Origin of the sequence: Mumia flava (assembly GCF_002797495.1) — a bacterium.
Lineage (GTDB): Bacteria > Actinomycetota > Actinomycetes > Propionibacteriales > Nocardioidaceae > Mumia > Mumia flava.
This window is the reverse complement of the sequence record NZ_PGEZ01000002.1, coordinates 1,045,892-1,066,426: the sequence shown is the minus strand read 5'-3', so window position 1 is coordinate 1,066,426 and position 20,535 is coordinate 1,045,892. Positions and strand designations below refer to the sequence as shown.

Here is a 20,535-nt window from a genome sequence, read left to right as displayed (position 1 = left end):
GCGTACGGTGTACCAGGAATCTCGATCCGCCCCCTCTTCGCTTCAGCGCGTGAACGGAAGCACGAGCCGCGAGTGGTGAGCGGCGTCGCGATACACCTTGTGGGTCACCGGACGGCCGACCGGTAGGTGGAAGGCGTCGGGCGGCAGCAACGCGTTGTGCGCATCGGCGAGCGGCTCGTCGTTCGACAGCTCGGCGACGAGGCGGTGGCCCGACCGCAGGGTGGCCGCGAACGGGTACAGCCGGAGCACGTACTCCTCGATGGTCCCCGGCTCGACCGGGACCGCGCGGGTGTGCGGGTGGTACGGGTTGCCCTCGGTGGTCCGGTCGTCGAGCTCGCGGTGCGACGCCTTGAGGAACCCGGTCGTGAGCAGCTGGCGCGCCCCGCCGGGAGCCTCGTCCCACAGCCGCATGATGAGGTTCGTGTCCGGCTGGTCGATCTCGACGAACAGGTGAGCCGCGCCGGTTCCGATCAGCTCGGTCGGCTCCTCGAAGGGCGCGGTCCGCCAGTCGATGATCTCCACCTGGTCCGTCACGGTGAGCGGGGCCTGGTAGAAGCCGTCCGGCGCGGCGTGCTCGGCGCCCATCCGCTCCGGCTCCGGAGACAGCGTGCGCCGCGGTCGCAGGTAGAGCGGACGGTAGTCGATCTCCTTGGGCGGCCACGCCTGCGCGGTGACGACCTCACGCGTGCCCTCGACGAACACACTGACCGCCGGCTCGTCCATCACGCCGTTCTCGATGCTCTTCAGCCAGTAGTCGTACCAACGGAACATCGTGTCGTGCTCCTCGACCCACGGCCGCGACTGCATCGGCGGGTACGACCCGATCTCCAGCCGCTTCGGACCGCGGAGGTTCTCGTACAGCTCGATGTGGCCGTCGACGGTCCACCCGCGCCCCTGGTCGATCTGGAGGTAGACGGGGACCTCGATGTTCTTCGCGAGGTTGACCGGGTTGCGCTCCTCGTACCACGCGCCGTCGAGGTCGTTGAGGACGATGTCGAACCAGGCTTCGTGGTTCTTCGGGTAGTGCAGGGTGTGCACGAGGTTGGGCCAGGCGGCGACGTCCGGGTCGGCGAGCCGTGCGGTGACGCGGGCCTCGATCTCCTCGGAGGAGTACGTCTCCAGCATCCGCGACGTGATCCGGTCGGTGAACGCCCAGCCCGAGTCGCCGCCGCGGCCCTCCCGTGCTGCGCGCGGCATGAACCACATGATGCCGCCGTGGTAGGTCGTCTCGTAGAAGTCGAAGTGGCCGCCGGAGACGAAGATCGCCTTGAGGTGCGGCGGTCGCTCGGCGGCCGCGAGCACCTGCATCGAGCCGAAGTACGAGATGCCGATCATCCCGACGTTGCCGTCGCACCACGGCTGCTCGGCGACCCACTCGATCAGGTCGTACGCGTCCTGGCCGAGCGGCACGCCGCCGGCGTTGTAGTTGCCGACGTGCTCGCCCTCCGACGCGCCCGAGCCGCGCAGGTCGCCGATCACGTGGGCGTAGTCCTCGGCGACGACGCGCGCGATGTCACCGGCCTCGATGCACCCGTCCCACATCGGCGACGGACGACGCTGCGGCGGTGTCGTGAGCGCGAGCGCTTGCAGCTCCTTGCCGTACGGGCTGAGCGCGACGAGCGCGGGACGCGGCTTGTCCTCGACTCCGTGGTAGACGTCGGTCGCGAGCGTGACGCCGTCGCGCATCGGCACCCGCAGGTCCTTGCGCACGGCGATCTTCTGCCCGCCGGCGTCCATGATCTTGAGGTCAGTGATGAACTGGTCGTCGGTCATGGGTGCAGCTCCTGTTCCTCGGTCACGTAGCCGTGCAGCGTCGTGAAGAACGGCGACGGCTCGAGCGTGGGGTCGCCGGCGTAGCCGAGCTGTTCGGCGGCAGCGGCGAAGGGGGAGTAGGGCGAGTCGGTGTGCGGCAGTCCGGCCGCGATGCACCGGGCTGCGGCCACACGGACCCGCGCCTCGATCGCGAGGCTCTCGTCGAGCGCCGCCCGGGCCTGATCGGCATCGAGCTCGACGCCGTACGGGGTGGCGTCGGTACGGCGGTACGGGTGGCCGAGGTAGAGGTGCTGGGGACGGACCTCGTCACGCAGGTACGTGAGGCTCGCGCGGTACGCGGCGGGGTCCACGTAGCCAGGGAAGCCGTTCGCGGCCCCGTGGACCTGGACCGCGTCGCCGACGAACACGGACTGCTGCCCGTCGACCACGTAGGCGACCGAGCCGGGGGTGTGACCGCCGATCGCATGGACCGAGACGGTGACGTCGCCGCCGAGCGGCAGTGTCTCGCCGCCGGTCACGAGGCGCGTCGGCTCCAGCTCGCCGGAGATCACGGCCTGCGCCGCCGCCGCCACCGACGCCGCGCCATCGGGGTCGCCGAGGTAGCGCCCCCGGCCCGCCGCGTACTCCTCGACGTGCGCCTGCCGCGACCGCAGCATCGGGGCGTCGGCGGCTCCGATCACGATTTCGGCCCGCCGGCCCGTCAGCTCCCACAGCGCGTGCGCGCCGCCGACGTGGTCGATGTGGCCGTGGGTCAGCAGGATCCAGCGGACGTCCTCGATCCGACGTCCGATCGCCTCGAGCGCGGGCGCCATGCCCTCGGTGGGCGACGACGCGATCCCGGCGTCGACGATCGCCGGCTCGGGCGCGTCGATGAAGAAGCTGTAGAGGCCGAACCGGCCCCACGGCGAGACCAGCGGATGGATCTCGACCGCGCTCCGGGCCGCCGCGGTCATGCCTCGACCCCGGGGCCACGCAGGAACGCGGCGGTCTCGTCGAACACCCGGTGGTACTCCGGGATCCACCCGAAGTGCTGCACGAACCCGTGCCCCGCCCCGTCGTACCGGCTCACCGTCGCGGCGACGCCGGCCTCCGCGAGCCGCCGCCCGTACAGCTCGCCCTCGTCGCGCAGCGGGTCGTGCTCCGCGGTGACGACCAGCGTCGGCGGGAGTCCCGTCAGATCCTCGCGCTTGATCGGCGACACCCGCGGGTCGTCCGGGTCGGCGCCGCTGTCGAGGTAGAAGGCGTTGAACGGCTTCAGACCCGCGGTCTCCAGGCCGTACCCTTGCGCGTTCTCGCGCAGCGACGCGTACCGCGTGACGTCGAAGTCGAGGTCCAGCGACGGGTAGTACAGCACCTGGTGCGTGATCGGGGCGCTCGGGCGACCGGCAGCCGCGTCGTCGTACGCGAGCGCGGTCACCGCCGCGACGTACGTCCCGCCGGAGCTGTCGCCGACCAGCGCGAGGGTCTCGCCGTCCCAGCGGAGCCTCTCGGAGTGGTCCGTGACCCAGCGGGCCACGCCGTAGCAGTCGCGCAGCCCGGCCGGGAACGCCGACTCGGGTGCCCGGCGATAGCCGACGGAGACGACCTTCAGGCCGGTCGCCGACGCCAGGGACCGCGCGACGTGGTCGTGCGTCTCCAGGCTGCCGAGGAAGAATGCGCCGCCGTGGACGTAGACCAGCACCCCGTACGAGGGGGCTTGCGTCGGCGTGTAGATCCGCACCGGCACCGGGCCGTACGCCGTGTCGGCGGTCGTGTCCGTGACCGCGTGCAGCGGGAGGCGCTCCTCGACCGGGCGTACCTCGGCCTCTTCGGCGGCCCGCAGGACGGCCGGGTCGATCGGGCCGGGCGGGGGCGGGGGGAGGGTCGCGAGGACCTTCGCGATCTCGGGGTGCAGCGCCATCAGCGAGCCGTCTGCGGGGTCGCCGCCTTCTGCGAGGCCGGCTTCTGGCCGGGGAAGACGTCGTCGAGCGCGTCCTCCTCCCAGCCCTGCCGCGAGATCGCCTGGAGCTCGTCGGTGACGGGCTTGCGCACGGCCTGGTACGCGGTCAGCGCCGCCGCGACCGAGTCGGACTCGACCAGCGCGGTCGCGAGCGCGCCGGCGTCGAGGATCGCGGAGTTCGCGCCCTGGCCCTGGTGGTGCAGCATCGAGTGCGCCGAGTCGCCGAGAAGCGCGACCGCGTCGGTGTGCCAGCGCTCGAACGGGTCGATGTCGTAGACGGCACGGACGTTGCAGGTCGCGAGATCGAGGTCGCGGGCCATGCTCACGAGCCGCTCGTCGAACCCCTCGAGCGTCGCCAGCAGGTCGTCCTTCGTGACCTGCGGGGACCAGGTCGGGTCCGCATTCAGCGAGGTGACGTCGAACGACACCTGGCCGCGGTGGCGCAGCGGCAGGAGGTAGACCTTGGTTCCGCGGCCGATGTACATCCGCAGGTTGTCGTCGATCACCGTGCCGTACGCGTCGTCGGCGTCGAGCACCGTGCGGTACGCGTGCTCGCCGGAGAACACCGGACCGGCCTGGCTGAACAGCTGCTCGCGGACGACGGAGCGGATGCCGTCGGCGCCGATCACGAGGTCGGCCGTGACAGAGGTGCCGTTCGCGAACGACAGCGTCGCGCTGTCGCCGTGGTCCTCGATCGTCTCGAGCTTGTGGCCGAGACGCACCATGCCGTCAGGGAGCACGCCGAGCAGCGCCTCGATGAAGTCGCCGCGGTGGATCAGGTGGGTGTGAGTCTTGACGCCGTAGTCGTCCATCCCCGGCCACGCGTCCTTCATGATCGGCTCGCCGGTCGGCGTGAGGATCTCGAAGTAGTCGCTGGGCGAGCTCACGGCGGCGATCGCGTCGAAGATCCCCCACCGGCGGAAGAGGTCCATCGTGGACGGGCGCAGCCCGATGCCGGCGCCGACCTCGCGGGTCTCGCTCGCCTGCTCGTACACGGCGACGTTCGCACCGAGCAGGCTCAGGGCCTTCGCCGCGGCGGCGCCGCCGTACCCGGCCCCGACGATCGCGACGTCGAGGTTCTTGAGATCGGAGTGATGCATGGTGATGTCCTTCGGTCAGGCCTTGATGGTCAGGAAGTCGGCCGGGTTGTCGACGAGCAGCGTCGTGATCGTGGCCTCGTCGACCCCGCGCTCACGCAGGTCGGGGACCAGGTCCTCGAACAGGTAGTTGACGGTGTGGCCCTTGACGCCGGGCCAGCCGAGCGGGCTGCAGTTCGCGTCGGCGGAGACCAGCAGGCGCGGCAGGTAGCCCTTCGCGACCAGGTCGAGGAAGTGGTCGAGCCGCTCCTTGCGCGCCCGCGCCCAGAACGGCGGGTCCTCGAGCTCGGTCTCGTACCCGAACGTGTCGAACCCGAGCCGTCCGCCCTGCGAGACGATCCAGTCGTGCGGGGTCTGGTCGGCGTTCAGGCCGTCGTCGGCGTGGCCGAACAGCACCCGGTCGAGGGGGAGGCCTTCCTCGCGGAAGATCGCGACCGCCGGCTCGGGGTCGATCGCGAGGTGGGTGAGGATCGGGACCCCGGTCGCGACCGCGGCGCGCGCTCCGGCGCGGTAGATCGTCTTGTCCAGCTCGGTCATCCGGCCGCCGCGGCTCACGCCGACCTTGATCACGCCGGCCCTGCTGCCGGTGTCGCCGATGCCGACGGTGATCTCGTGAGCGAACTGACGGGTCAGGTAGTCGACCGACGCCCGGGCGAAGTGGGGGAGCGCGGTGTCGCCGCCGACGAACCCGGTGCACGCGACGATGTGGACGCCGGTCTTCGCCGACAGCGACTTGTAGTAGTCGACGTCGCGGCCGTTGCAGATGCCGGTCGCGTCGACGAACGTGCCGCCGCCGTGCTCGTGGAACGCCCGCAGCTTCGGGACCGTCTCCGCGTACCGCTCCTCGGGCGTCTTCCACCACTGGGTGTCCAGCTCGGAGCCGGGCATGCCGTAGCCGACGTGCTCGTGGACGGCGACGACGCCGAGCTCGGCCGTGGGGATCGTCCCCAGGACGGTGTTCACCTTCGACATGGGTCCTTCTCTCTCAGCGCAGGTCGGGTCAGCGCAGGGTCAGATCAGCGCGGGGTCAGATCAGCGCGGGGTCAGCAGGTCGCGGGGGTTGTCGACCAGCAGCCGCCGTACGTCGTTGTCCGTGACGCCGTGGCTGCGCAGCAGCGGCGCGAACGCGGTCAGCACATGCTCGTAGGGCAGGTCGTACGGCCTGTGTCCGAGCGCCACCCCGACCGCGTTGCTCGACAGCAGCACCCGGTCGCCGAAGCCGGCGGCCAGGAGCTCGCGCACGAGGTCGACGCGGGCCGCGTCGGTGACGTGGCCGGGGTCGTCGTTCAGGCCGACGTGGTCGAGCGCGACGTACGCGCCGCGCCGGGCGACGGCGAGCGGGGCTCCGGCGGCGACGGCGTCCGTACGGTCGAGACCGCCGACCACGACGCGGTCGGCCGGCAGCCCCTCGCCGAGGACGACGTCGAGGTCGTCCACCGCGTCAGCGCCGAACCGGATCGAGACCGCGACACCGGTGGCGGACGCGGCGCGCGCCGCCCCGCGGAACAGGCTCTCGTCGGTCGCGGTCATGCCCGTACGGGTGGCTGCGGTCGCGATCAGGCCTGCCGCGCCACGGCGCTCGACGCGGGGGACGACCATGCCGTCGCGGACCTCGTCGCCGAACAGCCCGGCGAACCGTTCGGCCGGCCAGGGGGTCGGCGGGTTCGTCTGCGGGGTGAGGAAGTAGCCGCCGAGCATCTCCTCGGGGCCCATCCCGGTCGACGCGACGACGTGCACGCCCGTGGTGCGCGACAACGCCTCGTACAAACGGACGTCGCGCCCGGCGAACATCCCGGTGCTGTCGACGATCGTGCCGCCGCCGGCGTTGCGGAAGTCGGTGAGCTTCTTCTCCAGCGTCTCGAAGATCGCTGCGCGGTCGTAGGCGATGTCGTACGCGTGCTCGGCGCCGGGGACGACGGAGAGAAGGGCCTCGTGCACCGCGACGACGCCGAGGTCGTCGGCGGGGACGGGGCCGAGGACGGTGCTGACCAGGTGCGTCATGAGGACCTTCCAGACGGGCTTGCGGTCGGATGCGGGTGACCGGCGTCACGCGCTGCCTGATCAAAGTAAGCAGTCACTTTACACGCTGTCAAGCCAATGAACTCGAAGATGTTTGGTTGGTCAGCCGCTATGCTGCGGTGCGTGTCTACGTTGCGCGCGGCCCAGAAGCGGATGACCTACGAGCTCTTCCTGGAGAAGGGGCTCGAGCTCTTCGGGACGAAGGGCTACGCCGCCACGACCGTCGACGACATCGCGAGCGCGGCCGGCTCGACGCGGACGACGTTCTACCTGCACTTCGCCTCGAAGGCGGAGCTGATGAGCGCGCTGCTCGAGAAGGTCGACACGATCCTGACCTCGTCGGACGACCCGCCGCTGCCGGTCGTGGTCGAGTCGGGCTCGCGGGCGCTGATCCGCGCATGGCTCGACCGGAAGTTCTCGCAGTGGGACGAGATCAAGCCCTACCTCACCGCGTCGTACCAGGCGATGCACGAGCCCGACGTGATCGAGCGGACCGAGCAGTGGTTCGAGAGCGCGGTCGGCGACATGATCGCGGGGCTCGACAAGGCCGGGCGGTTCGACGCCTCGGTGCGCAAGATCCGCTGCACGCTCGCGTTCGGGCAGCTCGAGTACCTGTCGCGGCGCTACTTCGCGGTCGGCTGGGCGACGCCGCGCGAGATCTGCCTCGAGGAGCTCACCGACTCCTGGTGCCACCTGCTGACCGACGCCGGCTGACTATATTCACTCTGTGCATGACAGTCCATGCAGAGAATGCGTTGGACAGATATGACGGTGAGCACATTCACTTGACGTCATGTCATCCACACCCCTCCGGCCTGTGACGGCGGACGTCGATCTCTTCGGCGACGACGTCCTCGTCGACCCGTACCCGACGTACCGTGCGCTGCGCGAGAGCGCCGCGGTCGTCCACCTTCCCGCCAACGACGTCCACGCGCTGACCCGGTACGAGCCGATCCGCAAGGCGCTCGCGGACCCCGAGACATTCTCCTCCGACGGTGCGATCGGCTTCAACCCGATGGTGAATGAGGCCCTCGCCGGGACGTCGCTCGCCTCGGACCCGCCGGTCCACACCCAGCTCCGGGCCACGCTGTCGGAGAACCTCTCCCCACGAGCGCTGCGCGGTCTCAAGGCGCAGATCCAGGCGAAGGCCGACACGCTCGTCGCCGCGCTGGTCGAGCGTGGGTCGTTCGAGGCGATCGACGACCTCGCCCGTGCCCTCCCGCTCGAGGTGGTCGCCGACCTGATCGGCTTCACCGGCGAGGTGCGCGCGAACATGCTCCGCTGGGGTCAGGCCGCGATGCAGGTGATCGGCCCGCTCAACCAGCGCACGGCCGAGAGTTTCCCGATCGCCGGCGAGCTGTACGGGTGGTGCTCGACGGTGACCGCCGACGAGCTCGCGCCGGGCTCGGTGGGGCGCGGGATCTTCGATGCCGAGGAGCGCGGCGACATCCCTCCCGGCACCGCCGGGCACATCATCCACCAGTATCTCGGCGCCGGGGTCGATACGACGATCGCCGCGCTCGGCAACGTCGTCGCGCTGATGGCCGCGCACCCCGACCAGCTGGCCCTCGTACGCCGGGACCCGACGCTCGTGCCGGCCGCGTTCAACGAGGCGCTGCGCTTCTGGGCGCCCGTGCACGCGTGGGGCCGGCGCACCACCCGGGAGGTCGAGATCGACGGCGCCGTCGTCCCGGCGGGAGCGCAGGTGGCGATCCTCTTCGGTGCCGGCAACCGCGACCCGCGGCACTACGAGGACGCCGACACGTTCCGGGTCGAGCGCAACCCGGTCGACCACCTGTCCTTCGGGTACGGGCCGCACGGCTGCGCAGGCCAGGGCCTGGCCCGGCTCGAGGTGCACGCCGTGATCGCGTCCCTGGCCGCGCGGGTCGAGCGGCTCGAGGTCGCCGACGCCGTTCGCGTGCCGAGCAACATCACCCGCAGCATCGAGGAGTTGCGCGTCCTCGAGGTGGTGCCGGCATGAGGATCGTCCTGGACCGACCGCGCTGCGAGGGGCACGGGCTCTGCGAGGAGGCTGCGCCCGCCCTGATGCATCTCGACGACGACGGCGAGCTCGTCCTCGACCGCGAGGAGCTCGGCGACTCCGAGACCGCCGCCGCGAACGCAGCCGTGCGGGTCTGCCCCGTCGCCGCGCTGCGGCTGTCATGACCAGCGGGTCCGTCGTGAGCAGGCCGCGCAGGGTCGTCGTCGTCGGCCACGGCATCGCCGGACTCACGGCCGCGGACACGCTACGTGCCGAGGGTTTCGACGGCGAGCTGACGATCGTGGGCGACGAGCCACGCCCCGCCTACAGCCGGCCGGCACTGTCCAAGGCGCTGCTGCGCGACATCGACGATCTCGCGTCGCACACGCTGCCCCCGTCGGACCACGGCGCGGTCGAGCTGCTCGGCGTCCGCGCGACGGCGCTCGACGTCGGGCGGCGCCGGGTCGTGCTGGACGACGGCGAGACGCTCCCGTACGACGGGCTGGTCGTGGCGAGCGGCTGCCGACCGCGTCGCCTCGGGGCGGAAGCGGCGACCGGAACCGGGCCCGGCACAGGCGCCGGCAGACGCGACGACGCGCTCGCGCTGCGGAACCTCGACGACGCACTCGCGCTGCGGGAGCGGATCGCATCCCGGCCATCGGTGCTCGTGATCGGCGGGGGACCGCTCGGGATGGAGATCGCGTCGGGTTGCCTGGACGCCGGGTGCGACACGACGCTGATGTCGCTGGGCCCGCCGCTGCTCGACCAGCTCGGGCGGTGGCTGTCGGACCTGCTCGTCGACGCGGCCCGCGCACGGGGGCTGCGGATCCTGCCCGCCGACGCTCCGCGGCCGCCGGCCGACCTCGTCGTGACCGCGGTCGGAGACGTGCCGAACGACGCGTGGCTCGGATCCAGCGGACTGCTCGGCGGTGGTCGGCTCGTGGTCGACTCCCGCGGACGGGTCCGCCAGGACGTCGTCGCGGCGGGGGACGTCGCGGCCTTCCCGTCGACCGACGGACCTCGTCGGACCCCGCTGTGGACCAGCGCGATCGAGCAGGCTCGGGTCGCCGCCGCGGCTTTGCTGCGTGGCGACGACGCGGTGCCGTACCGGGCCCGTCCGTACTTCTGGACCGAGCAGTTCGGCCTCTCGGTGAAGGCGGCCGGCGTGATGCCGGCCGCGGGCGACCCGGTTGTCGTCGACGGCACCGGCGACGCGTGCCTCGTGCAGTGGCCGGGTGCGGCGGCCGCCGTGAACTACCGGATCCCGGTGCCGCGGCTGCGACGGCTCTGCGAGACCGCTGTGGCCTGACGAGGTGGGCGCGGTAGACCAGCGTCCGACCCTGGGCATCGAGGATCACCGAGGGCGCGACGGCAGTCGAGCCCGCACGGCCGTGCCCGCTCGTCGCGCCGTGCATCCCGGCCGCGGTGGCGACCGACCGACACCGCGCGCGAGACCGCCTCGTGGTGGGTCGCGTCCCTGACGAGCATGGTCCGCCGTACCGCCAGGCGCTGGTCCGCCTCGGGCACGAGTCCACGGCCGATCAGTTGGTGCGACGCGGGGTACGGTGCGGAGGGTGGACGACGGGCAGAGCGACGCTTCCGGGCTCGACCGGCTCGCGTCGGTCGACCTGAACCTGCTCGTGCCGCTGCTCGCGCTGCTCGAGGAACGCTCGGTCACCCGCGCCGCCGCCCGGGTCGGCCTCTCGCAGCCGGCGATGAGCCACGCGCTCGGCCGGATGCGGCGGCTCCTCGGTGACGAGCTGCTGGTCCGCCACGGCGCCGGGATGACCCTCACCCCCCGCGCGGCCGAGCTGGTCGTGCCGCTGCGCCAGGCGTTGGAGCACGCCGGGCGGGTCGTCCGGTTCCCCGGGTTCGACCCAGCGACCGACCGTCGCACGATCACGGTCGCGTCGACCACGAGCACGGCCTTCGTGCTCGGCAGCGCGCTTGCACGGCTGGTCGCGCAGGGTGCTCCGCAGGCCACGCTGCGGCTGCGGACGTTCGCGGTGCCGGCCGAGTCCGACTTCACCTCCGGCGGTGTCGACGCCGTGCTCCTGTCCGAGGGCGTCCCGGCGCCGTACCCGCGCGAGCGGCTCTATGACGACCGCTGGGTTGTCGTCGCCGCACCCGACGCCGCGCCGGTGGACGCGACCGCACTCGATCTGCTGCGCGACCTCCCGCACGTCGTGTTCGAGGAGGGTCTGCGGAGCAGCGCGCCGTACGTCGCGCTCGACGACCACCGGATTCCGTACCGCGTGGGCCAGCTCGTCCCCGACAACATGCTGATCCCGGCGCTGGTCGCGCCCGTCGGCGGTGTCGCGGTGCACCGGGCGAGCGTGATCGGGGCGATGAGCGAGATGTTCCCGCTGCGGGTCGCGGAGTTCCCGTACCCGCTCCCGGGCCTCGGGATCGACCTCGTGTGGAACCCGCGGCTCGCCGACGCCAGCTTCATCGACTGGCTCGGCGCGGTCCTCGTCGAGGCCGCTCGGCTCTCGGTCCCCGCCGCACCGTAGGCCCACGGTTCCGGTACGCCCCCGTACGGCCCACGGTTTCCCATGCGCTCGCCCCCGCGCCTCTCTTCATGCGCTGAGTTGTCGTATCGCGCACTCGCTGGACACAGTGACAAGTGAGTGGTACAACTGTGACCCAACGTGACCGCGGTCACGCGAACCGACGATCTGGAGAGGTGCGATGACCCGAGCCGACGGTGCCGTTCCCCGCCTGGAGGTGCGCGGACTCTCGAAGACGTTCTCCGGCGTGACCGTGCTGCGCGACGCGCACCTGCGGCTCGCGCCGGGCGAGATCCACGCGCTGGTCGGTCAGAACGGCTCGGGCAAGTCGACGCTGATCAAGCTGATCAGCGGCGTCCACCGGGCCGATCCGGGCGGCGAGGTGCTGGTCGACGGCACCGCCATCGGGCCGCCGGTGCACGCCGGCCGGCTGCACCAGCAGGGCCTCGCGTTCGTCCACCAGGACCTGGGACTGATCAACGACCTGACCGTGGCCGAGAACGTGCGGGTCGGGCGCCACGCGGTCAACGCGGTCACCCGCCGGATCGACCGTGCGGCCGATCGCGCCGCGGTCCGGCAGACGTTCGCATTCCTCGGCGTCCCGATCGACCCTGACGCGACCGTCGGCTCGCTCGACCCGAGCGAGCGGGTCGCGGTCGCGGTCGCCAGGGCGCTCCAGGAACGGGCCGAGGGGAGCGGCGTCGTCGTCTTCGACGAGTCGTCGCGGGCGATCCCGCACGAGGCGCTGCCTGCGTTCTACGCGATGGTGCGGTTCCTCGCCGAGCAGGGCACGGCAGTGCTGTTCGTCAGCCACGACCTCAAGGAGGTCCTCGCGCTCGGCGACCGCGTCACGGCGCTGCGCAACGGCCGGGTCGTCGAGACCGGCGTCGACGTCGCCGCGCTCGACGAGGCGGCGCTGACCCGGCTCGTGCTCGGCCGCGACGGCGCGCCCGGCGACCTGATCGGGCACTACCCGCCCGTGTCGGGCGCGCCCGCCGAGTCGGTCACGCTGTCCGGCATCGGCGGCGGTCGCGTCCGTGACGTCACTGCGACCCTGCGGCCGGGCGAGGTCGTCGGTGTGACCGGCACGATCGACTCCGGCCTCCTCGACCTCCCCGGGCTGCTCGGAGGTGCGCGCTCCGCCCGCGGTTCGATCCGTCGCGCCGGACGCGCGCTCGACCTCGCCCGCTGCTCGGTCGCCGAGCTGCTCGACGCCGGGGTCGTGATGATCCCGCAGGACCGCCACGGCTACGGCCTCGCGATGGACCTCACCGTCGAGGAGAACGTCACGATCCCGCACGTCGGCGCCCGCGCGCGCCCGTGGTCACTCGGCCGGGCGTGGCGCCGGCAGGAGACCGACCGGGTCCTAGAGCGCTACGACGTGCGCCCGCGCGGCCGCGACACGGTCGTCGCCACGATGAGCGGCGGCAACCAGCAGAAGGTTCTGTTCGGCAAGTGGCTGCTCGGTGAGCCGCGGCTGCTCGTCCTCGAGGAGCCGACCCAGGCCGTCGACGTCGGCGCGCGCGCCGCGCTGCTCGAGGCCACCCGCCAGGCCGCGCAGCACGGTGCCGCCGTGCTCTACGTGTCGTCGGAGGTCGAGGACCTCGCAGCGGTCTGCGACCGCCTGCTCGTGCTGGACGACGGCGTCGTCGCCCGCGACCTCACCGGTCCCTTCACCGCCGAGTCCGTGCTCGGCGCCATCTTCGACGTTCCCACCGGAGGACCCGCATGACCACCATCACCGAGCACGAGCCCGACGCGAGCTCCGACCCGGCGCCCGACACCGCGTCCCGCGCCCGGCGCACCCCTCCGTACGCCCAGCTCGCCCAGCGCTTCAGCCTGATCGGTCTGTGGGTCGTGATGGGTGCGGTGTTCTTCGTGCTGGCCGACGTCCCGCTCAGCAACTTCCTCCAGGGCATCTTCGCCCGTCAGACGCCGCTGGTCTTCCTCGGCATGGCCGTCGTCGCGACGATGGCGGTCGGGGAGTTCGACCTGTCGTTCCCGTCGGTCTACGCGCTGTCGGGCTCCACGGTCGCCTCGCTGGTCGTGCTGCACGGGTGGTCGTTCCCGCTGGCGGCGCTGGCGGCGATCGTGCTGGCGGTGCTGTTCGGCGCCGTCAACGCGGTGCTCGTCGTCCGCGCCGGGATCAACTCCGTGATCGTCACGCTCGGCGTCGGCAGCGTCGCCCTCGGGCTCGGCAGCTGGATCTCGGAGGAGACGTCGGTCAGCGGGCTGGACTTCACGCTGTCGAACATCGCTCTCGCGCGGGTCGCCGGCCTGCCGATGATCTTCTGGTACGGCGTGGTGCTGGTCGTCGTCGCCGCGTACGTGATGAGCGCGACGCCGCTCGGGCGGCACATGCTGTTCGTCGGCGCGAACCGCGACGTGGCCCGGCTCGCCGGCATTCCCGTCACGCGTGTGCGGGTCGGTGCGTGGCTCACGTCGTCGCTCCTGTGCGGCGTCGCCGGCGTCGTGACCGCGGCCGGGCTCGGCGGGTTCAACGCGACCTCGGCGCGTGAGTACTTCCTACCCGCGTTCGCCAGCGTCTTCCTCGGCACCGTCGCGGTGGTGCCCGGGCGGTTCAACCCGCTCGGGATGTTCATCGCCGTCTACTTCCTCATTACTGGCGTCTTCGGCCTCCAGCTCCTGGGCTACCAGGGGTGGGTCACCGACGTCTTCTACGGCGGCGTGCTCGTGGCCGCCGTCGCCGCCTCGGCGTACGTCCAACGCCGGCTGCGCAGCTAGCCCGTCTCGGACCGTCCCTTCCACCCGGTGCGTGAGCACCGCGAGAAACGGAGAACTCCCATGTTCAGGATCGACAAGCCCTTGGTGGCCGCGTGCGCGGTCGCCGCCCTGGCGCTGTCCGGATGCAGCTCCGTGGAGGAGCAGAGCGCCGCCGAGGCAGGTTCCGCCGCCCAGGCCACCAGCGCCGAGGCGAAGGCCGCCCAGCAGGTCGTCGAGGAGGCCACGAAGGCCGTCGAGAGCTTCGAGGCCCCCGGTGACGCGGTCGACGGCGTCGACCAGCTCGCCGGCAAGACCGTCTACTTCGTCCCGGCCACCTACCAGGTGCCGGTCTTCCAGGCGGTGGCGTCGGCGCTCGAGAACGCGCTCGGTGCGGCGGACGTCCAGGTCGAGGTCTGCGACGGCAAGGCCAACCCCGCGAACATGGCGAGCTGCATCCAGCAGGGCATCGACGCGGAGGCTGCGGCGATCATCACCGGGTCCATCCCGACCGATCTCGCGTCCGTCGCGTTCGAGAGTGCCCAGAAGGCGGGCATCCCGGTCGTCAACACGATGACCGCGCCCGCCGGCCCTGGCGACCCCGCGCAGTACGCGTACCTGACGCCCGACTACGTCGCACTCCAGTCGCGGTCGGCGAGCTGGGTGATCGCGGACTCCGACGCCGCAGCGAACGTTCTCTACATCCAGGTCACCGACACCCCGGCGACCACGATCTGGGCCGAGCAGGGCGCACTCGCCACGTACGAGCGGGACTGCCCGGACTGCGAGGTCACGGTCATCAAGGCCAACACCGGTCAGCTCGACAAGCTTCCGAGCCTCGTCACCAGCGAGCTGACCAAGAACCCTGATATCGACTACGTGCAGACCGAGGTCGACTTCCTCGTGCAGCCGACGATCGACGGACTGCAGACCGCCAACGCCACGTCGGTCAAGATCGCCAGCATGGACGGCACCCTCGCCGCGCTCCAGCAGCTCGAGGGCGGCCAGCTGGTCTCCAGCGAGGTGGGGTTCAACGCCGACGCGCTCGCCTGGTACGCCGCCGACCAGGCGGTCCGGATGATGGCCGGCCAGCCGAGCAACACCGAGGTCGCCTTCCCGTACCAGCGGATGTTCACCGCTGAGAACATCGACGACCTCGACCTGACGCCCGAGGCCGAGAAGACCGGGGCGTGGTACGGGTCGACGGACTACCAGGACGGGTTCCTCGAGCTGTGGGGGCTGGCCGGCTGATGTGCACCTCCTGCTCCGACCCGACCCACACCACCACGGCGCTGTCGCGGCGCCTGCTCCTCGGCGGCGCGGCCGCGGCCGGCCTCGGTGCGGTCGCCCTGCCCGGGATCGCGCACGCGTCGCCGTCAGCGGGCCGCGGCCGGTCCGTCGACCTCTCCCGCGGCCTGCACGTCGTGCTGCTCGGGACGGCGGGTGGGCCGCCGCCGCGGCCCGGCCAGGCCGGGATCTCGACCGCGGTCGTCGTCGACGGCCGGGTCTACCTGGTCGACGCCGGTGCGTCCGCCGTGCACCAGTACGTCCAGGCGGGGCTGAGGCTCGCCGACCTGGCCGCGGTGTTCGTCACGCACCTGCACGTCGACCACGTGGCCGACTACCCGAACCTCTTCCTGCTCGGCGGCTGGAACGCGCCGGGCCAGGGTGACAGCCTGGCGGGGCCGGTCCCGGTGTACGGGCCCGGTTCGGCCGGCGGTCTGCCTCCGACGTTCGGGGGCGGCACGTCGCCGACGACCTCGCCCGAGAACCCGACCCCGGGCCTGTCGGCGCTGACCGACCACGCCTGCGCCGCGTTCGCGTACAGCACGAACGTCTTCCTGCGCGACTCGCGGATCCGCGAGACCCGTGCCCTGGCCGACGTGCACGAGATCGCGATCCCGGACGTCGGTGCGTCGTTCCAGAACACCGCTCCGGACATGGATCCGTTCGTCGTGATGGAGGACGACCGGGTCCGCGTCAGCGCGGTGCTCGTGCCGCACGGCCCGGCGTACCCGGCGTTCGGCTACCGCTTCGACACCGAGCACGGGTCCATCACGTTCTCCGGCGACACCACGTACAGCACGAATCTCGAAGGCCTCGCCGACGGGTCGCGCCTGCTCGTCCACGAAGCGGTGAACGTGCGTGGGATGACGCTGCCGGAGCCGGTGCTCGCCCACATCCTGGAGTCCCACGTCGAGGTCCAGGAGGTCGGCCCGGTCGCGCAGCGCGCAGGCGTCGACACGCTGCTGCTCAGCCACATCGGCAACCTCGACGGCTCGCCGCTGGACCGCCAGCAGTGGCGTCGCTGGGCGCATGTCGGGTTCGACGGCGCGGTGCACGTCGGGCGCGAGCTCGAGGTCTACACGGTCGGGCGGCGACGCGTCACGCGCAGCTGAGGGCCCTCGCGCTGTGGCTGGCCGGCCGACGAGGTCGGATCAGAGTGTGGCGATCCAGCGCGCCGCGGCGTCCGCGGCGCGCTGGTAGCGAGGCGCCACCGTCGTTAGTCGGGCCTCGATCGCCGTTCGGTCGACCAGGCGAGCTTCGACGAGGGCGCGCACGAAGTCACGGTCCTTCTCCCGAAACGCGCAGAGCTTGGCCACGCAGAGGTCGTCCTTGTCGAGGCGCCACCCGGTGAACACAGGCTCGCCGCCGGGCGCAGCCGTGTTGAGGTTGCTCACCTTGACGAGGCGATCTCGTCAGCAAGGCGTGCGGTCTCCTCGTTCGTCGGGGCAATCGGCAGCACATCGATCTCCATCGACATCGTCGCGACCTCCGGCAGGTCCACCTCGTCGACCGAGCCCAGGATTGCCTGTGACCCGACGATGATCACCTCGTGTCTGTCGATGATCTGACAGGCGGCTCGGATCGCATGCTCCAGCTGGTCGCGTCGCATCAGCCGGCGCGCCTGAGCTCGCGCAGGACGTCCAGCCGTTCGGAGTCGGGGAGAAGGCCGCTGAACGGCGAGACCTCTCGCATCTCGATCGATCGCCGATCCAGACCTGTCATCGCCCGGTGCAGGTCGAGGATCTCACCTTCGCTGACGAGGTCCGTCCAACGCTCCACGTTCTGTGTGTGGACCCTTCCTCGGACCCCGCCGCGGAGCCGCTCCAGGTTCTCGAGCAGTCGCGGCTGCCACTCCTCGAAGGTCGGCTTCGTCAGGTGGAAGGAAAGTCGACGGTGCAGCATCCAGGAGCGGTGCTCGGAGTGCGTGAGCTCTGGTTCGACCGGACGGCGCACGACCTCGAGTCGATAGCCCATGCACGACAACAGCCGGTCCAGCTGCTCGTCACTCAGGTCGACCTTGCCAGACAGGAACTGGCTGATGCTCGGCTGATGCACACCGCTGACGCGGGACAGCATCGTCTGGGTGGTGCCCGTCTCAGACATCACCTCGCGCAGGAGTTCCCCTCGGGTCGACATGGCACGATCATAGCACTTTCTGCTATACCGCGAGATACGCCGTCCGTCGGCGACGCGTCACGCGCAGCTGAGGGCCATGATGGGGTGTCGTGGAGTCCTCCCCGGCACACCCGCGTGACCGTACGTCGGAGAACCCCGCCGGGCGCGCGCCCGGCGGGGTTGCGCTGACTGCGCTCTGCGGGCACCTGCTGCGGCGCTCGTACCAGGTGCATCAGGCGCTGTGGGCCGAGGAGGTCGGGGACACCGTGACCAGCCGGCAGTACGCGGTGCTCGGCGCCGTCCGTGCGTACCCCGGCACCGACCAGCGCGGGATCGGCGCGCTCGCGTTCCTCGACCGCACCTCGACGATGGAGGTCCTGCGGCGGCTCGAGCGGCGCGGCTGGCTCGAGCGGCAGCGCGACGTGACCGACGGGCGCCGTCACGTCCTGACGGTCACCCCCGACGGCCTCCGTACGCTCGGCGCGGTCGCGCCGGCCGTGGGGCGCGTCCAGGATCGGTTGCTCGAGCCCGTAGCGGCGGGGGAGCGCGAGGCGTTCCTCGACGCGCTGCGCAGCGTGGGCCGGGTCGGAGATCGCGACTCGGTCGACGACCGTACGGCCTCTCCGCTCGTGCTGCCCGGCCACCTGGTGCGCCGTTCCCAGCAGGTGCACACCGAGCTGTTCGCAGCCGAGCTCGGTGGCCGGATCACGGGACCGCAGTACGCGGCGCTGCACGTGGTCGTCGCGAGCCCGGGCGTGAGCCAGAGCGGGGTCGCGGACCGCGCCGCGTTCGACCGTACGACCGTGGGCGAAGTCGTCGCGCGGCTGCGCGAGCGTGGCTGGGTCGCGCAGGAGCGGGACCCTGCGGACGGGCGCCGCCGGGTGCTGACACCGACTCCGGAGGGGGAGCGCGCGGCGTACGAGTCCGCGCCCGCCGTCGCGGCCGTCCAGGAGCAGCTGATGCACGACCTCGACCCGCCGACCCGTGCCCGCCTGCTGGACGACCTGCGCGCGCTCGCCCGCTTGCCCTGACCCCGCGCGGGCGGGTGGACGGCAGGGGCCGCGACACGTATCCTGCCAGATAGTCAGTGTACTGACTATCTGGTTCGAGCGCCGACCGAGCACGAGGAGCACCCATGCAGGCGTACCTGAACGGCTTCCACCCCGGCGACCCCGAGCGACTCCCCGCCGACCCGGACCGCGCCGCGCAGCCCGGCCTGCCGGACGCGGTCGACGTCCTGATCGTCGGTACGGGTCCGGCCGGTCTCGTGCTCGCCGCCCAGCTCGCGCAGTTCGCCGACATCACGACCGCGATCGTCGAGCGCCGCGACGGCCCGCTCGAGATGGGGCAGGCCGACGGGGTCGCGTGCCGCTCCATCGAGATGTTCGACGCGTTCGGGTTCAGTGAGCGCGTCGTGAAGGAGGGCTCGTGGGTCAACGAGGTCACCTTCTGGAGCCCCGAAGCCGGAGCGCCGGATCGGATCGCGCGGACCGGCCGGGTCCGTGACGTCGAGGAAGGGCTGTCGGAGTTCCCGCACGTCATCCTGAACCAGGCGCGGGTGCAGGAGTTCCTCCTGGAGGCGATGGAGAAGGCGCCGAGCCGCCTCGAGCCCGCGTACGGGTGGGAGGTCGCGGGGCTGAGCGTCGTGGCTGACCCCCTGCACGACGCGGGCGATCATCCGGTCGCGGTGACGCTGCGGCCGACCAACGACGGCGCGGCGGCCGACGCGGCACCCGCCGATCGCGTCGTACGTGCTCGCTACGTGGTGGGCTGCGACGGCGCGCGGAGCACCGTACGGCGTGCGATCGGCCGCGAGCTGCGTGGCGACGCGGCGAACCACGCGTGGGGCGTGATGGACGTGCTCGCGACCACCGACTTCCCCGACATCCGGTTCAAGGCCGTGATCAAGTCCGAGGCCGGGTCGATGCTGATCATCCCGCGCGAGGGCGGCTACCTGTTCCGGATGTACGTCGAGATGGGCGAGCTCGAGCCGGGTGAGCGGGTCGCGCAGCGCGGGATCGGCTCCGACGACGTCATCGCCGCTGCCCAGCGCATCCTCGCTCCGTACGCGCTGGACGTGCACGAGATCGTGTGGTGGTCGGCGTACGAGGTGGGTCAGCGCGTGACCGACCAGTTCGACGACGCCGGCGACGGGCGAGAGCCGCGGGTGTTCGTCGCCGGGGATGCGTGCCACACGCACAGCCCGAAGGCCGGGCAGGGGATGAACGTCTCGATGCAGGACGCGTTCAACCTCGGCTGGAAGCTCGCCGCCGTGCTGCGCGGGCAGGCGGACGCATCGCTGCTGTCCACGTACAGCGCCGAGCGCCAGGTCGTCGCGCAACAGCTGATCGACTTCGACCGCGACTTCGCAGCGAAGATGACCGCGCGGTCGCACGGCGCCGACACCGACGGCCCGGACGAGGTCGCCACCGTGATGCGGGAGACGTTCGTGGCGCAGGGGCGCTACACGGCAGGCTTCGGGACCCGGTACGAGCCGGCGCTGCTGACCGGCGACGGCACGCACCAGCACCTCGCGAAGGGGTTCGGGATCGGCGAGCGGTTCCACTCCGCGCCCGTGCTGCGGATCAGTGATGCGAAGCCCGTGCACCTCGGCCACGCCCACCGCGCCGACGGCCGGTGGCGGCTGTATGCGCTCGCGGACCGGGCCGACGTACGCGATCCCGGTTCGCGGTTGCGTGCGCTGTGCGAGGCGCTGACCGAGCGGCGCGACGCGGCGGTGCGGCGCTTCACGCCGGCGGGCGCCGACGTCGATGCGGTCCTCGATCTGCGAGCGGTGCTGCAGCAGCCCCACACCGCGGTCGCGCCGACCGACCTGCCGGAGCTGCTGCTGCCAGCGAAGGGCCGCTTCGGGCTGCACGACTACGAGAAGGCGTTCACGTCGGTCGGGGCCGAGCCGGACATCTTCGACCTGCGCGGCGTCGACAGGGACGCGGGTGCGCTGGTCGTCGTCCGGCCCGACCAGTACGTCGCGACCGTGCTGCCGCTCGACGACGTCGACGGGTTGACGGCGTTCTTCGCGCGGTTCCTGCGCGACGCGTAGGCGGCCCGCTGCCCCGTGATCGGTGTTGGCTG

The 20,535-nt window shown here is 71.7% G+C and carries 20 protein-coding genes; 11 read left to right on the top strand and 9 right to left on the bottom strand.

The window, feature by feature from the left end; all coding sequences use genetic code 11:
- Positions 1 to 42 precede the first annotated feature (42 nt).
- The 6 genes from CLV56_RS18930 to CLV56_RS18905 are packed head-to-tail and all read right to left on the bottom strand — an operon-like array spanning position 43 to position 6,810.
- Positions 43 to 1,773, bottom strand: coding sequence for a CocE/NonD family hydrolase (locus CLV56_RS18930; protein WP_211288202.1), 1,731 nt, complete (start codon positions 1,771 to 1,773; stop codon positions 43 to 45).
- Positions 1,770 to 2,726, bottom strand: coding sequence for an MBL fold metallo-hydrolase (locus tag CLV56_RS18925; protein WP_039365055.1), 957 nt, complete (start codon positions 2,724 to 2,726; stop codon positions 1,770 to 1,772). The genes CLV56_RS18930 and CLV56_RS18925 overlap by 4 nt, the downstream gene beginning before the upstream one ends.
- The gene (locus tag CLV56_RS18920; RefSeq protein WP_039365058.1) at positions 2,723 to 3,673 is read right to left on the bottom strand and encodes an alpha/beta hydrolase; all 951 of its coding nucleotides are present in this window, start codon (positions 3,671 to 3,673) and stop codon (positions 2,723 to 2,725) included. The genes CLV56_RS18925 and CLV56_RS18920 overlap by 4 nt, the downstream gene beginning before the upstream one ends.
- A complete protein-coding gene (locus CLV56_RS18915) occupies positions 3,673 to 4,812 on the bottom strand; it encodes an FAD-dependent oxidoreductase (protein ID WP_039365060.1) in 1,140 nt (379 codons plus the stop codon). The genes CLV56_RS18920 and CLV56_RS18915 overlap by 1 nt, the downstream gene beginning before the upstream one ends.
- A gap of 15 nt (positions 4,813 to 4,827) precedes the next feature.
- The gene (locus CLV56_RS18910; RefSeq protein WP_039365063.1) at positions 4,828 to 5,781 is read right to left on the bottom strand and encodes a phosphotriesterase family protein; all 954 of its coding nucleotides are present in this window, start codon (positions 5,779 to 5,781) and stop codon (positions 4,828 to 4,830) included.
- Positions 5,782 to 5,841: 60 nt separating this feature from the next.
- Positions 5,842 to 6,810 carry a phosphotriesterase family protein gene (locus CLV56_RS18905; RefSeq protein ID WP_039365065.1) on the bottom strand — a complete coding sequence of 323 codons (969 nt, stop codon included), beginning with the start codon at positions 6,808 to 6,810 and terminating at the stop codon, positions 5,842 to 5,844.
- 141 nt (positions 6,811 to 6,951) lie between these two features.
- Between CLV56_RS18905 and CLV56_RS18900 the strand changes: the two genes are divergently transcribed.
- From CLV56_RS18900 to CLV56_RS18860, 9 genes are all read left to right on the top strand, one after another.
- Positions 6,952 to 7,542: a TetR/AcrR family transcriptional regulator gene (locus CLV56_RS18900; protein ID WP_039366203.1), complete on the top strand. Its 591-nt coding sequence runs from the start codon at positions 6,952 to 6,954 to the stop codon at positions 7,540 to 7,542.
- A 79-nt stretch (positions 7,543 to 7,621) separates the two neighbouring features.
- Complete coding sequence (locus CLV56_RS18895) at positions 7,622 to 8,809, top strand: cytochrome P450 (RefSeq protein ID WP_039365067.1); 1,188 nt, start codon at positions 7,622 to 7,624, stop codon at positions 8,807 to 8,809.
- Positions 8,806 to 8,994, top strand: coding sequence for a ferredoxin (locus CLV56_RS18890; RefSeq protein ID WP_039347930.1), 189 nt, complete (start codon positions 8,806 to 8,808; stop codon positions 8,992 to 8,994). The genes CLV56_RS18895 and CLV56_RS18890 overlap by 4 nt, the downstream gene beginning before the upstream one ends.
- A gap of 14 nt (positions 8,995 to 9,008) precedes the next feature.
- Positions 9,009 to 10,118, top strand: a complete 1,110-nt coding sequence (locus CLV56_RS18885) for an NAD(P)/FAD-dependent oxidoreductase (RefSeq protein ID WP_245857991.1) — start codon at positions 9,009 to 9,011, stop codon at positions 10,116 to 10,118.
- A gap of 265 nt (positions 10,119 to 10,383) precedes the next feature.
- Positions 10,384 to 11,322: a LysR family transcriptional regulator gene (locus CLV56_RS18880; protein WP_039347936.1), complete on the top strand. Its 939-nt coding sequence runs from the start codon at positions 10,384 to 10,386 to the stop codon at positions 11,320 to 11,322.
- A gap of 178 nt (positions 11,323 to 11,500) precedes the next feature.
- Entirely contained in the window at positions 11,501 to 13,051 is a 1,551-nt protein-coding gene (locus CLV56_RS18875; protein WP_039347939.1) for a sugar ABC transporter ATP-binding protein, read from the top strand.
- The gene (locus tag CLV56_RS18870) at positions 13,048 to 14,064 is read left to right on the top strand and encodes an ABC transporter permease (protein ID WP_039347942.1); all 1,017 of its coding nucleotides are present in this window, start codon (positions 13,048 to 13,050) and stop codon (positions 14,062 to 14,064) included. The genes CLV56_RS18875 and CLV56_RS18870 overlap by 4 nt, the downstream gene beginning before the upstream one ends.
- 60 nt (positions 14,065 to 14,124) lie before the next feature.
- Entirely contained in the window at positions 14,125 to 15,291 is a 1,167-nt protein-coding gene (locus tag CLV56_RS18865; protein WP_039347945.1) for a sugar ABC transporter substrate-binding protein, read from the top strand.
- A complete protein-coding gene (locus CLV56_RS18860) occupies positions 15,291 to 16,439 on the top strand; it encodes an MBL fold metallo-hydrolase (protein ID WP_100415534.1) in 1,149 nt (382 codons plus the stop codon). Before CLV56_RS18865 ends, CLV56_RS18860 begins: the two co-directional genes overlap by 1 nt.
- Positions 16,440 to 16,478: 39 nt before the next feature.
- Here CLV56_RS18860 and CLV56_RS21090 read toward each other — a convergent pair whose 3' ends face one another.
- The 3 genes from CLV56_RS21090 to CLV56_RS18850 are packed head-to-tail and all read right to left on the bottom strand — an operon-like array spanning position 16,479 to position 17,463.
- A complete protein-coding gene (locus CLV56_RS21090; protein WP_211288201.1) occupies positions 16,479 to 16,721 on the bottom strand; it encodes a hypothetical protein in 243 nt (80 codons plus the stop codon).
- Positions 16,718 to 16,936 (bottom strand): hypothetical protein, encoded by a 219-nt coding sequence (locus CLV56_RS21085; RefSeq protein ID WP_211288200.1) that lies wholly within the window; start codon positions 16,934 to 16,936, stop codon positions 16,718 to 16,720. Before CLV56_RS21085 ends, CLV56_RS21090 begins: the two co-directional genes overlap by 4 nt.
- Positions 16,936 to 17,463 carry a helix-turn-helix domain-containing protein gene (locus tag CLV56_RS18850; protein WP_211288199.1) on the bottom strand — a complete coding sequence of 176 codons (528 nt, stop codon included), beginning with the start codon at positions 17,461 to 17,463 and terminating at the stop codon, positions 16,936 to 16,938. The genes CLV56_RS21085 and CLV56_RS18850 overlap by 1 nt, the downstream gene beginning before the upstream one ends.
- A gap of 89 nt (positions 17,464 to 17,552) precedes the next feature.
- Here CLV56_RS18850 and CLV56_RS18845 point away from each other — a divergent pair, with 89 nt between their 5' ends.
- Together CLV56_RS18845 and CLV56_RS18840 are read left to right on the top strand one after the other, a co-directional pair.
- Positions 17,553 to 18,473, top strand: a complete 921-nt coding sequence (locus CLV56_RS18845; protein WP_100415440.1) for a MarR family winged helix-turn-helix transcriptional regulator — start codon at positions 17,553 to 17,555, stop codon at positions 18,471 to 18,473.
- Between the two features lie 104 nt (positions 18,474 to 18,577).
- Positions 18,578 to 20,503, top strand: a complete 1,926-nt coding sequence (locus tag CLV56_RS18840; RefSeq protein ID WP_039347948.1) for an FAD-dependent monooxygenase — start codon at positions 18,578 to 18,580, stop codon at positions 20,501 to 20,503.
- Positions 20,504 to 20,535 lie beyond the last annotated feature (32 nt).